The organism is Nocardioides panaciterrulae (assembly GCF_013409645.1).
GTDB lineage: Bacteria > Actinomycetota > Actinomycetes > Propionibacteriales > Nocardioidaceae > Nocardioides > Nocardioides panaciterrulae.
In genome coordinates this window covers 4,023,874-4,037,159 of sequence record NZ_JACCBG010000001.1, presented here as the reverse complement: position 1 = coordinate 4,037,159, position 13,286 = coordinate 4,023,874, and the positions used below count along the sequence as shown (strand labels likewise).

14 protein-coding genes are annotated in these 13,286 nt (G+C 73.5%); 13 read left to right on the top strand and 1 reads right to left on the bottom strand.

What is annotated here, in order from left to right:
• The first annotated feature begins 18 nt into the window (after nt 1–18).
• From BJZ21_RS19255 to BJZ21_RS19215, 10 genes are all read left to right on the top strand, one after another.
• On the top strand, nt 19–1,029 hold the full coding sequence (locus tag BJZ21_RS19255; protein ID WP_179665232.1) for an ABC transporter permease: 1,011 nt from the start codon (nt 19–21) through the stop codon (nt 1,027–1,029).
• On the top strand, nt 1,029–2,927 hold the full coding sequence (locus BJZ21_RS19250) for a dipeptide/oligopeptide/nickel ABC transporter permease/ATP-binding protein (RefSeq protein WP_179665231.1): 1,899 nt from the start codon (nt 1,029–1,031) through the stop codon (nt 2,925–2,927). The genes BJZ21_RS19255 and BJZ21_RS19250 overlap by 1 nt, the downstream gene beginning before the upstream one ends.
• The gene (locus BJZ21_RS19245) at nt 2,924–3,679 is read left to right on the top strand and encodes an ABC transporter ATP-binding protein (RefSeq protein ID WP_179665230.1); all 756 of its coding nucleotides are present in this window, start codon (nt 2,924–2,926) and stop codon (nt 3,677–3,679) included. Before BJZ21_RS19250 ends, BJZ21_RS19245 begins: the two co-directional genes overlap by 4 nt.
• A complete protein-coding gene (locus BJZ21_RS19240; protein WP_179665229.1) occupies nt 3,676–5,097 on the top strand; it encodes a serine hydrolase domain-containing protein in 1,422 nt (473 codons plus the stop codon). The genes BJZ21_RS19245 and BJZ21_RS19240 overlap by 4 nt, the downstream gene beginning before the upstream one ends.
• Nucleotides 5,097–5,516: a M20/M25/M40 family metallo-hydrolase gene (locus BJZ21_RS21250; RefSeq protein ID WP_246298526.1), complete on the top strand. Its 420-nt coding sequence runs from the start codon at nt 5,097–5,099 to the stop codon at nt 5,514–5,516. The genes BJZ21_RS19240 and BJZ21_RS21250 overlap by 1 nt, the downstream gene beginning before the upstream one ends.
• Complete coding sequence (locus BJZ21_RS21245; protein WP_343052229.1) at nt 5,494–6,240, top strand: M20/M25/M40 family metallo-hydrolase; 747 nt, start codon at nt 5,494–5,496, stop codon at nt 6,238–6,240. The genes BJZ21_RS21250 and BJZ21_RS21245 overlap by 23 nt, the downstream gene beginning before the upstream one ends.
• Nucleotides 6,237–7,037 carry a GNAT family N-acetyltransferase gene (locus tag BJZ21_RS19230; protein ID WP_179665228.1) on the top strand — a complete coding sequence of 267 codons (801 nt, stop codon included), beginning with the start codon at nt 6,237–6,239 and terminating at the stop codon, nt 7,035–7,037. Before BJZ21_RS21245 ends, BJZ21_RS19230 begins: the two co-directional genes overlap by 4 nt.
• Nucleotides 7,034–8,158 (top strand): o-succinylbenzoate synthase, encoded by a 1,125-nt coding sequence (gene menC, locus BJZ21_RS19225; RefSeq protein WP_425490543.1) that lies wholly within the window; start codon nt 7,034–7,036, stop codon nt 8,156–8,158. The genes BJZ21_RS19230 and menC overlap by 4 nt, the downstream gene beginning before the upstream one ends.
• 89 nt (nt 8,159–8,247) lie before the next feature.
• The gene (locus BJZ21_RS19220; RefSeq protein WP_343052228.1) at nt 8,248–9,867 is read left to right on the top strand and encodes a PucR family transcriptional regulator; all 1,620 of its coding nucleotides are present in this window, start codon (nt 8,248–8,250) and stop codon (nt 9,865–9,867) included.
• Nucleotides 9,864–10,052 carry an SIR2 family protein gene (locus BJZ21_RS19215; protein ID WP_179665226.1) on the top strand — a complete coding sequence of 63 codons (189 nt, stop codon included), beginning with the start codon at nt 9,864–9,866 and terminating at the stop codon, nt 10,050–10,052. Before BJZ21_RS19220 ends, BJZ21_RS19215 begins: the two co-directional genes overlap by 4 nt.
• Before the next feature lie 46 nt (nt 10,053–10,098).
• Here the strand turns inward: BJZ21_RS19215 and BJZ21_RS19210 are convergent, their stop codons facing one another.
• The gene (locus tag BJZ21_RS19210) at nt 10,099–10,881 is read right to left on the bottom strand and encodes an IclR family transcriptional regulator (RefSeq protein ID WP_179665225.1); all 783 of its coding nucleotides are present in this window, start codon (nt 10,879–10,881) and stop codon (nt 10,099–10,101) included.
• Nucleotides 10,882–11,004: 123 nt separating this feature from the next.
• On the opposite strand from BJZ21_RS19210, the gene BJZ21_RS19205 reads away from it, so the two are divergent.
• From BJZ21_RS19205 to BJZ21_RS19195, 3 genes are read left to right on the top strand one after another with little or no spacing between them, the layout of a single operon-like run.
• The gene (locus BJZ21_RS19205) at nt 11,005–12,063 is read left to right on the top strand and encodes an aromatic ring-hydroxylating oxygenase subunit alpha (protein WP_179665224.1); all 1,059 of its coding nucleotides are present in this window, start codon (nt 11,005–11,007) and stop codon (nt 12,061–12,063) included.
• Complete coding sequence (locus BJZ21_RS19200; RefSeq protein ID WP_218851566.1) at nt 12,060–12,305, top strand: hypothetical protein; 246 nt, start codon at nt 12,060–12,062, stop codon at nt 12,303–12,305. Before BJZ21_RS19205 ends, BJZ21_RS19200 begins: the two co-directional genes overlap by 4 nt.
• Nucleotides 12,302–13,273 (top strand): PDR/VanB family oxidoreductase, encoded by a 972-nt coding sequence (locus BJZ21_RS19195; protein ID WP_179665223.1) that lies wholly within the window; start codon nt 12,302–12,304, stop codon nt 13,271–13,273. Before BJZ21_RS19200 ends, BJZ21_RS19195 begins: the two co-directional genes overlap by 4 nt.
• Nucleotides 13,274–13,286: the final 13 nt, after the last annotated feature.

Below are 13,286 nucleotides of genomic sequence, written 5' to 3'. Positions count from 1 at the left end.
TCGGAGTCTGATCGCGTCATGTCGACACTGACACCGGCAGCCGCTCCGTCCCTGCCCACCCCGAAGTCGAAGGGCCTGGTGGGCGGGAGGTGGAGCCGCTTCGCGCTCCGCCGGACCGGGCGGCTGCTGGTGTCGCTCTGGGTACTGATCACCCTGTCCTTCCTGATGATCCACCTGGTGCCGGGCGACCCGGTCCGGGCGGCGCTCGGGATGACGGCCCCGCCCGAGCTCGTCGTCGCGAAGCGGCATGCGCTCGGGCTCGACGACCCGCTGCTCACGCAGTACCTGCACTACCTGGTGAACCTGCTCCGCGGCGACCTGGGGGAGTCCATCAGCACGCAGCTCCCGGTCTCGGAGACCATCGCGCAGCGGCTCCCGGCCACCGCGTCGCTGGCGGTCCTCGCGTTCGTCGTCGCGATCCTCGTCTCGGTGCCGCTGGGCGTCGTGGTCGCGGTCGCGACCCGGCGCTCCCGGCGCCGGCGCACCGAGCTGACGTTCGCCGGCGCGAGCGTCGTACTCGGCTCGATCCCCGACTTCCTCGTCGGCGTCGCCCTCGTCTGCGTCTTCGCCGTCAACCTGCCGTGGTTCCCGGTGGCCGGCCGCGCCGGCGCCTCCTCCTACGTCCTACCCGCCCTCGCGCTGGCGATCGGGCCGGCCGCGGTGCTGGCCCGCATCGTCCGCGTCGAGATGCTCTCGGTGCTCGAGACCGACTACATCCGCACCGCCCGCGCCAAGCGGCTCCCGGCGCTCCGGATCCACCTGCGGCACGCCCTGCCCAACGCCGTCACCGCGACGCTCACGCTGGCCGGCATGATGCTGGCCTCGATGATCGCGGGCACCGTACTGGTCGAGAACGTCTTCGCCTGGCCGGGCCTGGGCAGCACGATCGTGCAGTCGATCGTGACCAAGGACTACCCCGTCGTCCAGGGCACCGTCCTCGTCTACGGCGTCGGGGTGCTCGTCATCAACACGCTCGTCGACGTGGCGCTCGCCGTGCTCGACCCTCGCTCCACGATCGGTGACCTGTGATGTCCCGCCGCTGGTCTCGCATCTACAAGACCCCCGTCGGCATGGTCGGGCTGGGCCTGCTCACCCTCACCGTGCTCCTGGCGGTCCTGGCCCCCATCCTCTGGGGCGACCGCGCCAGCGCCGTCGACACCGAGCACCTGCTGGCCGGTCCCTCGGCGCAGCACTGGTTCGGCACCGACAACCTGGGCCGCGACCTGTTCTTCCGCGTGCTCGTCGCGACGCGACTGTCGCTGGTGCTGACGCTCCTCGCGACCGCGCTCGGGACGGTGGTCGGCCTGCTGCTCGGCGTCGCACCGCTGCTGCTCGAAGGGCGGCTCGGAAGGCTGGTCACGGCGGTCGTCAACGTGTTCGTCGCGTTCCCCGGCCTGCTGCTGGTCCTGGTGTTCGCAGTCATCTTCGGCGTCGGCGCGCGCGGCGCGGTGCTCGCCATCGGCATCGCCGTCGCGCCGGGCATGGCCCGGCTCTGCCAGACGCTGGTCGCCGGCGTCGCCGGCCTCGAGTACGTCGCGGCCGCCCGCGTCGCCGGCGTCGGCCGGTTGCGGATCATGGCCCGGCACGTGCTGCCCAACGTGGCCGAGCCGCTCGTCGTGAACGTCACGATCACGGCGGGCGCGATCCTGCTCAGCTTCGCCGGCCTGTCCTTCCTCGGGCTCGGCGTGCAGGCGCCGGCCTACGACTGGGGCCGGCTGATGCAGGACGGCCTGAGCGGCATCTACGTGCACCCGCTGGCCGCGCTCGCGCCCGGCATCATGGTCGTCATCGCCGGCCTGGCCTTCAACCTCACCGGAGAGGCGATCGCCGGGGCCTTCGGCATCTCGGCGGCGACCGGCCTCGGAAAGGCGCTGCACGCGCCGAGCGGCGAGACGCCGGCGTCCGACCTCCGGCACGACCACGTGGCAGACCGCGAGCTCGTCCTGGACGTCCGCGATCTGCGGGTCACCTTCCCGGGCGCGGACGGGCCGATCCGGCCCGTGCGCGGACTGTCCTTCGGCATCCGTGCCGGGGAGGCCGTCGGCGTCGTCGGCGAGTCGGGGTCCGGCAAGTCCTTGACGGCCTTGGCGATCGCGCAGCTGGTCGAGGAGCCCGGCCGGGTCGACGCGAAGCACCTCGCCTTCTGCGGCGCCGACCTGCTCGAGGGCTCGCACGACAAGCTGCTCGGCACCTCCCTCGCGGTCGTCTTCCAGGACCCGATGACGTCCTTCAACCCCACCATGCGCATCGGCAGCCAGCTCGCCGAGGTCGGCCGCCACCATCAGGGCCTCAGCCGCAAGTCGGCCTCCGCCCGCGCCGTCGACCGGCTGGGCGCGGTCCGGGTCCGCGAGCCCGAGCGCCGGGCCCGCCAGTACCCCTTCGAGTTCTCCGGCGGCATGCGGCAGCGCGCCATGATCGGCATGGGCCTCATGGGCAGCCCCCGGCTCATCATCGCCGACGAGCCGACCACCGCCCTCGACGTGACGGTGCAGAGCCAGGTGCTGGCGCTGCTGCAGGACGTCCGCCGCGAGGAGGGGGCCGCGCTCCTCCTGATCAGCCACGACGTCTCGGTGGTCTCCGACGTCTGCGACCGCGTCCTGGTCATGTACGCCGGCCGGATCGTGGAGGACCTCCCGACCGCGGACCTGCGGACCCGGGCCCGTCACCCGTACACCCGGGCGCTCGTCGCCGCCGTCCCGGACATGACCACCGACATCAACGCCCCGCTGGCGACCATCCCCGGTCAACCGGTCGACCCCTCCCGGGTCCCGACAGGCTGCGCGTACGCCGCCCGCTGCCCGCTCGCCACCGACGTGTGCCGCGAGCAGGACCCCGCGCTGGACGCCGACCCGGCCGGGCACCGCGTCGCCTGCTGGCACGCGGGGGAGCCGATCGAGGTCGTGGCCGCCGAGGAGGCAACCGCATGAGCGAGCTCCGCTTCGACCGGGTCACGGTCCGCTACGGCGCGAGCACGGTCCTCGACGACGTCAGCCTGACCGTGCCGGACGGCGAGATCGTCGGCCTGGTCGGCGAGTCGGGGTCGGGCAAGTCGACGCTGGCCAAGGCGGCGGTCGGCCTGGCTCCGGTGCACGGCGGCCGGATCCTGCTCGACGGCGAGCCGATCCGGTACCGCGGGCGCCGCCCGATCCAAATGGTGTTCCAGGATCCGTTCTCCTCGCTCGACCCGCGGATGACCATCGGCGAGAGCATCGCCGAGGCCATCCCCACCCGGCACTCGCGCGCCGACCGCCGGGCCGAGATCGCCCGGCTGCTCGAGCTGGTCCACCTCGATGCCGACCGGGCCGTGCAGCTGCCCGGCCAGCTCTCGGGCGGCCAGCGCCAGCGGGTCGCGCTCGCGCGTGCCCTCGCCGGGCGTCCGCAGGTGGTGATCGCGGACGAGATCACCTCGGCGCTCGACGTCTCGGTGCAGGGCGCCGTCCTCAACCTGGTCCGCGAGATGCAGCGGCAGCTCGGCCTCTCGATGCTGTTCATCTCGCACAACCTGGCAGTCGTCCGCTACGTCGCGACCCGGGTGGCCGTGCTCGAGGGCGGCCGCATCGTCGAGCACGGCCCCACGGCTGAGGTGCTCGGACGTCCCCAGCACGAGTACACCCGCCAGCTCCTGGCCGCCATCCCCGGCGGCCACGGCACCCACCCGACGAAGGAGACCCGCCCATGACCACCACCGCAGCTGACTCTGGAACCGGCCCCGCGATCGACGCCGCCCACTGGGAGGCCCGCTTCGCCGAGCTGGTGAAGAAGCACGGCATCCCCGGGGCCCAGCTCGGCATCCTGCGCCTGAGCACCGATGGCGGCGAGGACGAGGTCTTCACCACCGCGACCGGCGTCCTGCACGCCGGCACCGGCCAGGTCGCCACCACGAACTCGGTCTTCCAGATCGGCTCCGTCTCGAAGGTGTGGACCGCGACGGTGGTCATGCAGCTGGTCGACGAGGGTCGATTCGCCCTCGACACCCCGGTCGTGGAGATCATCCCCGAGCTCTCCTTGCGCGACCCGGAGGTCACCAAGAAGGTGACGGTCTGGAACCTGCTGACCCACACCAGCGGCATCGACGGCGACGTCTTCACCGACACCGGCCGCGGCGACGACGCGCTCGAGAAGTACGTCGCCCAGCTGGGCGAAGCCGCCCAGAACCACCCGCTCGGCGCCACCTGGTCGTACTGCAACTCCGGCTTCTCGCTGCTCGGACGGATCATCGAGGTCGTCACCGGGCACACCTGGGACCAGGCCATGAAGGAGCGCCTCTTCGCGCCGCTCGGACTGACCCACACCACGACCCTGCCCGAGGAGGCGATGGTCTTCGGGCACGCCATGGGCCACCTCAAGGGCGGCGACGACCCCCAGACCGCCCCGGTGTGGGGCCTGCCGCGCTCGGTCGGCCCGGCGGGCCTCATCACCTCACGGCCCGAGGACGTGCTCGCGTTCGCCCGGATGCACCTGACCGGTGGCCTGGCCAAGGACGGCACCCGCCTGCTGTCCGAGGCGAGCGTCGCGGCGATGGCCGACTACCAGACCGAGTGCCCCGAGAAGATCCTCCTCGGCGACTCCTGGGGGCTCGGCTGGTTCCGCTGCGACTGGAACGGGACCCGCGCGATCGGCCACGACGGCAACACCATCGGCCAGGCCGCCTTCCTGCGACTGCTGCCCGAGGCCGGCATCGCGGTCTCGGTCAACACCAACATCGGCAGCGCGATCCCGCTCTACCAGGAGCTCTACGAGGAGATCTTCTCCGCCCTCGTCGACGTGCACCTCCCCGCCCCGTTCGAGCTTCCGGCCGAGCCGGTCGAGGTCGACCCCACGCCGTACCTCGGGACCTACGCCCGCGAGTCCGTGGTCGAGGAGGTCTACGTCGAGGACGGCCGGACCTGGATGCGCACGACCGTCTCCGGGCCGGTGGCGGAGGCCTCGGGCGATGCCGAGCCGGAGACACACGAGCTGATCCCGGTCGCCGAGGCGCTCTTCGCGGTCAAGCCGGACAAGAGCGAGGCCTACTACCCGGTCCGCTTCTACTCGCTGCCCACCGGCGAGGAGTACATCCACTTCGGCGCCCGAGCCACCCCGAAGAAGCCAGCCTGATGACGATCGGGACCACGAGCTCCACCCCGGCGCTCGACGCCCTGCTCGCCGACCTGCGTGAGCTCGTCGAGTGCGAGTCGCCCTCGAGCGACCTGGGCGCGGTCGAGCGGTCGGCCGACCTGGTGGCCCGGCTCGGCACGGAGCGGCTCGGCGTGGCACCCGAACGCATCGTGATCGGCGGCGTCCACCACCTGCGCTGGCGGTTCGGGGACGCGCGGGCGGCGGGCACGGTGCTGGTGCTCGCCCACCACGACACCGTGTGGCCGGTGGGGACGCTCGAGCGGGCGCCGTTCACCGTCACCGGCGGTGTGCTGCGTGGACCCGGCTGCTTCGACATGCTCGCCGGGCTCACGATGGCGCTGCACGCCATCGCCGGCCTCGCCGACCCCGCCGGGGGTGACCCTGCTGGTCACCGGTGACGAGGAGCTGGGCTCGGCGACCTCGCGGGAGCTGATCGAGGACGAGGCCCGCACGGCCTCGGCGGTGCTGGTGCTGGAGGCCTCGGCCGCCGGTGGCTCGCTCAAGACCGCCCGGAAGGGCGTGTCCCTCTATGAGATCGACGTCGTCGGCCGGGCGGCCCACGCCGGGCTGGAGCCCGAGAAGGGCGTGAACGCGACCATCGAGCTGGCCCACCAGGTCCTCGCTGTCGCCGGCATGGCCGACCCGGCCGCCGGCACGACGGTGACCACCACCGCGGCGACCTCCGGCACCACCACCAACACCGTGCCTGCAAGCGCGCGGTTCGCGGTCGACGTACGGGCGTGGACCGCGGTCGAGCAGGAGCGGGTGGACGCGGCGCTGCGGTCGCTGCGGCCAGTGCTGGCGGGGGCGAAGGTACACGTCAACGGCGGCATCAACCGGCCCCCGCTGGAGGAGAGCGCGTCGCTCGGGCTCTTCGAGCGGGTCCGGGCGGTCGCCGCCCGGCTCGGGCTGCCGGAGCCCACCCGGGCGTCGGTGGGCGGGGCCTCCGACGGCAACTTCACCGGCGGCGTCGGCACCCCGACCCTCGACGGCCTCGGCGCCGTCGGCGGCGGGGCGCACGCGGACGACGAGCACGTCCTCGTCGGCCGGCTGGTCGACCGCACCGTCCTGCTCCGGGCACTGCTCGAGGACCTGCTGGCACCACACGGGGAGCGGGGATGACCACGCAGGCATGGGCGTCGTACGACGCGGCGGCCGTCCGGGCCCGCGTCGCCGTACGCGAGCTCTCGGGGGTCGGGGAGCTGCAGGAGGCCGCGGCGGTGCTCGGCCGGATCTGGGGGGTGCCCGACAACCCTCCGATGAGCGCCGAGCTGCTGCGCGCGATGGGCAAGGCGGAGAGCTACGTCGCCGGCGCGTACGACGCGGACCGCCCGGACGGCGCGATGGTCGGGGTCTGTGTCGGCTTCCACTCCACCCCGGCCGCCCGCACGATGCACAGCCACATCGCCGGCGTGACCCCGGCCGTGGCCGGCCGGCACGCGGGCTTCGCGCTCAAGCTCCACCAGCGCGCGTGGTGCCTCGACCGCGGCATCGAGCTGATGGAGTGGACCTACGACCCGCTCGTCTCCCGCAACGCCTACTTCAACCTCGCCAAGCTCGGGGCGCGCGTCGCGGAGTACCTCCCCGACTTCTACGGTGCGATGACCGACGGCATCAACCGTCACGACGAGAGCGATCGCATCCTGGTCCACTGGTCGCTGGCCACGCCCGAGGTCGACGCCGCGTGCGCCGGCACCCGGGTGCGCGCGGTGGTGCCGAGCGGTGCCGCCGCCTCCTGGGTGCACGTGCCGCGTGACATCGAGGCGCTGCGCCTCGCCGATCCCGAGCAGGCCCGGGGCTGGCGCACCAAGGTGCGCGACCAGCTGCTCGTCGCGCTGCAGGCCGGCGGCCGCGTCGCCGGGTTCGACAAGGAGCAGGGCTATCTCGTCCTGCCGTACGAAGGAGACGCTTGCCAGTGAACGTGAAGCTCGAGGGCGTGGAGCTGCGACGCATCGCGATGCCGTTGGTGTCGCCCTTCCGGACGTCGTTCGGCACCCAGACGGCGCGGGACATCCTGCTGCTGCGCGCCGTCACCGCGGACGGTGAGGGCTGGGGGGAGTGCGTCGCCATGGCGGACCCGCTCTACTCCTCCGAGTACGTCGACGCGACGGCCGACGTGCTGCGCCGGTTCCTGCTACCGGCCCTCTCGGACGCCGCCGAGGAGCTGCAGCGGCACGGGGCGCCCGCCGTCAACGCCGTGCTGCACAAGTTCAAGGGCCACAGGATGGCCAAGGCGGCCCTCGAGATGGCGGTGCTCGACGCGGAGCTGCGCGCGGCCGGCCGGTCGTGGGCCCGCGAGCTGGGGGCGGTCCACGACCGCGTCCCGTCGGGCGTCTCGGTCGGCATCCACGACAGCATCCCGGCCCTGCTCGACGTGGTGGGCGGCTACCTCGATGCCGGCTACGTCCGGATCAAGCTGAAGATCGAGCCGGGCTGGGACGTGGAGCCGGTACGCGCCGTCCGCGAGCGCTTCGGTGACGACCTGCTCCTCCAGGTCGACGCGAACACGGCGTACACGCTGCGGGACGCGCGGCACCTCGCCCGGCTGGACGCGTTCGACCTGCTGCTCATCGAGCAGCCGCTCGAGGAGGAGGACGTGCTCGGTCACGCCGAGCTCGCGCGGCAGATCCGCACGCCCGTCTGCCTCGACGAGTCGATCGTGTCGGCGCAGACCGCCGCCGCCGCCATCTCGCTCGGCGCGTGCTCGATCATCAACATCAAGCCGGGTCGGGTCGGCGGCTACCTCGAGGCGGTCCGCATCCACGACCTGGCCGCGGCCCACGGGCTCGCCGTGTGGTGCGGCGGGATGGTCGAGACCGGTCTGGGCCGGGCCGCGAACGCCGCCCTGGGCGCGCTGCCCGGATTCACGCTGCCGGGCGACATCTCGGCCTCCGACCGGTTCTACCGCACCGACATCACCGAGGCGCTGACGATCTCCGAGGGCTACATGGACGTCCCGGACGGGCCGGGCCTGGGCGTCACGCCGGTCCCCGACGTGCTCGAGGAGGTCACGACCGCCACGGAGTGGATCGCGCTCTGAGTCGTACGCCGGCTCGCGCCTCCCGCGGCCGGGCGGCTGTCACCGAGGCCGGGCAAGGAGTCCCCCCGCGCATGAATACGCTGGAGCCCGTGAGTCATCGACCCCGTGCGAGCCTGGGCCGGGTCCTCCATGACCTGGGCGACTCGCTGCTCGAGCTGCTCGCGGGCGACCCCGAGCACGACGGCGAGATCGGCGGGATCGTGATCCACGACCCCGACGACGAGCCGGTGCAGCCACCGGCGGCGCTGGTGCTCGGGGTCGGGATCCGCGCGGCGGACCTCCCCGAGCTGGTGCGCGACGTCGGCCGGCGGGGCGCCGTCGGGCTGGTCGTGCGCTCGCCGGTGGCGCTCACGCCGGAGCTGCGCGACGGGGTCGTCGAGTCCGGTCTCGCCCTGCTGGGGCTGCGCCGCGGTGCGACCTGGGCGCAGCTGACCGCGCTGCTGCGCTCGGTCCTGGCGGAGGGCGACATCGGTCCGGCGGAGCCGGAGTCGATCGGCGGGCTGCCATCGGGGGACCTGTTCGCGGTCGCCAACGCGGTAGGTGCCCTGCTGGACGCCCCGGTCACCATCGAGGACCGGAGCTCGCGCGTGCTCGCCTTCTCCGGCCGGCAGGACGAGGCGGACCAGTCCCGCGTCGAGACGATCATCGGCCGGCAGGTGCCGGAGCGCTACGCCCGGATGCTGACCGAGCTCGGCGTCTTCCGGGAGCTCTACCGCGAGCACCGGCCGGTGGTGGTCGACCCCGCGCACCTGGGCGCCGCGTCGATCAACAAGCAGCGGGTCGCGATCGCGGTCCGCGCCGGCGACGAGGTACTGGGGTCGATCTGGGCCGCCATGGACGGCGAGGTGACGGAGGAGAGGGCGGCGGCGCTGCAGGACGCCGCCAAGCTGGTCGCGCTCCACATGCTTCGCGTCCGGGCCGGCGCCGACGTGCAGCGGCGCCTGCGCACCGACCTCGTCGCGACCGTCCTCGAGGGCGGCCCGGGCGCCCGGGACGCGCTCGCCCGGCTCGGGCTGGCCGGCCGGCGGCTGGTCGTCCTCGCGGCGTCCCTCCGCGCGGAGACCGACGAGCCGATGCCGGCGACGGGGGCCCTCGAGCGGGTCGCCGACGCGCTCGCCGTGCACCTCTCCGCGTCGGTCCCGACCTCCGCGGTGGCGGTCGTGGGCGGGATCGTGCACTCGCTGTTGCCCGTCCAGGTCGACGACGGGGACGCCGAGCAGCGGGCGGCACGGCTGGCGGAGGAGTTCTGCGAGCGTGTCGGTGCCCGGCTCCCGGCCGTCGTCGCCGTCGGGCCGGTCGGCTCCGAGGTCTCCGGCGTCACCGCCTCGCGGGCGGTGGCGACCCGGGTGCTCCGGGTGCTGCGCGAGGGCCACGAGCAGCGCCGGGTGGCCCGCCTGTCCGACGTGCACACCCAGTCGCTCGTGCTCGAGCTGCGCGACCTCGCGGCCGTGCGCGGCGAGCGGCCGGTGGGCCCGATCAGCGTCCTGCTCGACTACGACGAGCGCAACGACTCCGGCCTGGTCGAGACGCTCAGAGCGTGGCTCGACGCGCTCGGTGACGTGCGGGCCGCTGCGGCGGGTCTCTTCATCCACCCCAACACGTTGCGGTACCGGCTGCGACGGCTCGAGGAGGTCAGCGGGATCGACCTCGCCGACCCCGAGCAACGGTTCGCGGCGATGCTGCAGTTGCGCATCCTCACGCCGCGGTGACTGCTCACGCGGCCGGCTTCGTGCAGTTTGCCGTCGGCCACGGCGTCAGGACCCTGGAGCCCAACCTCCAGCCCAGCGAGGTCAGCCAACTCTTCCACGAGGCCCGGCAGGGGTTCGCCGGTGAGCTGGTGCCGGTGTGGGTGGAGGAGGTCCTGGCTGGGGGCGGTCGGCTGGGTAGTCCGTGACGTTCTGGCCCCTTCCGCGGGCCCGGAGGGGCCAGAACGTCACGGACTACCCAGGCAACCCGGACGGACGCCGCTGCGCGCCCGGGTGCCCGAGGGCCCGGGAGATGCTGCGGCTCGCGGCCCGTACGGCGGGGGCCGCGGCCCGGGCCGAGGCGCCGTCGGCGTGCATCACCACCGACAGGGCCGCGACCACTGCGTCGCTGCGGTCGCGGACCGGGCAGGCGACCGAGAGCGCGTCGTCGGTGACCTGCCGGTCGCTGATCGCCACCCCGGTCTGGCGGATCTCCGCGAGCGTGGCGCGCAGCCGCGCCGGGTCCGTGATCGTCCGATCGGTCCACCGGCGCAGCGGACCGGCCAGCACCTCCTCCTGCACCTCGTCGGGGGCGTGCGCGAGCAGCACCAGGCCGACCCCGGTCGAGTGCAGCGAGAACCGGCCGCCCACCCGGGTGAGCACCCGGACCGCGCCGCGGCCGGTCAGCCGCTCGACGTACACGACCTCGAGGCCCTCGCGCACCGCGAGCTGGACGTTCTCGTGGGTCGCCTCGTAGAGGTCCTCCATCGCCGGCAGCGCCAGCTCGCGCAGCGGAAGCCCCCGCGGCGCCAGCGAGGCGATCTCCCACAACCGCAGGCCGACCTGGTAGCCGCCGCGCGCGCTGTGCTCCAGCGCCCCCCAGCCGACCAGGTCGCTGACGATGCGATGGGTCGTGGTGAGCGAGAGCCCGCTGGCCCGGCTCAGCTCGGAGAGCGTGAGCCGCGCGCGGTCGGTGGAGAACGCCGACAGCACGTCAAGCGTCTTCAGGCTCAGCGAGCGGGGGTCACCGGCCGGCATCGGCCCGCGCCCCGCACCCCGGCGTACGTGAAATGCTTCCGTTCATCGGAAACAACAGTGCCACGGAGGGGGTGGCGTGGGTCACGGTTCGGGAGTCCCGACCCCGACCCTCCAGGAGCAGCCATGCCGAGTTGGCCCCTCAACCAGTGGTACGTCGCGGCGTACTCGCGCGAGATCACCGACGGACTCCTCGGACGGACCATCTGCGGCGAGCCGCTGGTCTTCTACCGCACCTCCGACGGCGAGGTCGTCGCGCTGGCCGACCGCTGCGTGCACCGCCGCTACCCGCTGTCGCTGAGCCACCTCAAGGACGACCAGATCATCTGCGGCTACCACGGGTTCACCTACGACCGGACCGGCGGCTGCGTGGCCGCGCCCGGCCAGAAGCGGATCCCGCGCACCGCGCGGGTGCCCGCGTTCGAGGTGCGCGAGGTCGACAGCCTGGTGTGGGTCTGGATCGGCGAGCAGGACCGCGTCGACGACGCGCTGCTCCCGCGGGCGCCCTGGCTGGACTCGCCCGACTACACGACGGTGCGGGGGATGGAGCCGCTGCAGGCGCGCTACGGGCTGCTGGTCGACAACCTGATGGACCTCTCCCACGAGACCTACCTGCACGGCGGCTACATCGGCACCCCCGAGGTCGCCGAGACCCCGATCACCACCGAGGTCGACGAGGACGCCCGGGTCGTCTACGTCAGCCGGCACATGGCCGACGCCGCCTGCCCGCCGTTCTATGCGAGGTCCACGGGCATCGAGGGCCGGATCACCCGCTGGCAGGACATCGAGTACCACCCGCCGTGCCTCTACCTGCTGCACAGCCGGATCGCCCCCGTCGGCGTGGAGCCGCCGGCGGACGGTCCGGACGACCGGGCCTTCCACGTCGAGGTCGTCTACGCGATCACCCCGGAGACCGAGCACTCCACCCACGACTTCTGGATGGTCGCGCGCGACTTCGCGCTCGAGGACCAGGAGGTCTCGGACTTCCTCGCCGAGAACAACCGGACCGTCGTGCTGCAGGACGTGGTGGCGCTCGACGTGCTCGAGCAGGTGGTCGAGGGCGAGAAGGAGAACTACCAGGAGCTGAGCATCAACATCGACACCGGCGGGCTCGCCGCGCGCCGCCTGCTGGCGGCGATGGTGAAGGACGGTGAGGAGCAGCCGGCCCCCGTGACCGCGCGATGACCGCCGACCTGCCCGCCCCGGAGCGGATGCTCACCGGCCGGACCGTCTACCGGGTGGTGTGGAAGCTCAACACCGACGTGCTGGTCGGCTACTGCTGGTGCGGCGCGCCGCACGAGAGCGAGGACCCGATCGAGCTGTGGGAGTGGCTGCTCGCGCACCCCGACCAGCACGACGACGCCTCCGGCGAGGGCGGCTCCGACGCCCCGGCCCCGAGCGACCAGCGGGAGCTGGTGTCGCGATGAGCCGCAGCACCGACCAGGAGCACGAGCTGACCCTGCACGTCGACGCCCTCCTCGAGCCGGTCGACGGCGTACGCGTCCTGGAGCTGCGGCGCGCGGACGGCGGCGAGCTGCCGCCCTGGACGCCCGGCGCGCACGTCGACCTGGAGCTCGACGAGGGGCTGGTCCGGCAGTACTCGCTGTGCGGGTCGCCCTCGGACCGGGACCGCTGGCGGGTGGCGGTGCTCCGCGAGCCGGCGGGCCGCGGCGGGTCGAGCTGGGTCCACGACAAGCTGGCCGTCGGCGACACGGTGGCGGTCCGCGGGCCCCGCAACCACTTCCCGCTCGTCCCCGCGCCGCGCTATGTCTTCGTCGCCGGCGGCATCGGGATCACGCCGCTGCTGCCGATGATCGCCGCGGCCGACGCGGCGGGGGCCGACTGGCGGCTGGAGTACGGCGGTCGCAGCCGGCGCTCGATGTGCTTCGCCGAGGAGCTGACCGCGACGTACGGCGGCCGCGTCCGGCTGCACCCGCAGGACGAGGTCGGCCAGCTGCCGCTCGGGGAGGTGCTGGCCGGGGCGGGCGACGACGAGCTCGTCTACTGCTGCGGCCCGGAGCCGCTGCTGCGCGCGGTCGAGGAGCGGTGCGCCGACCGCGGGCCGGGCGCGCTGCACCTGGAGCGGTTCAGCCCGCGCGAGCAGACGGACTCCTCCGGGGACGTGGCCTTCGAGGTCGAGCTGGCCGACTCCGGTCGGGTGCTGGCGGTGCCGGCCGACACCTCGGTGCTGCGGGTGCTCGAGGACGCCGGGGTCAACATCTTGTCCTCGTGCACCGAGGGCACCTGCGGGACCTGCGAGACCGGCGTGCTGGGCGGCCGGGTCGACCACCGCGACTCGCTGCTCACCCCGGAGGAGCGGGCGGCCCACGACGTGATGTTCGTCTGCGTGTCCCGGGCCGACCCGAGCTGCCCGCGGCTGGTGCTGGACCTCTGACGACCCTGCCCGG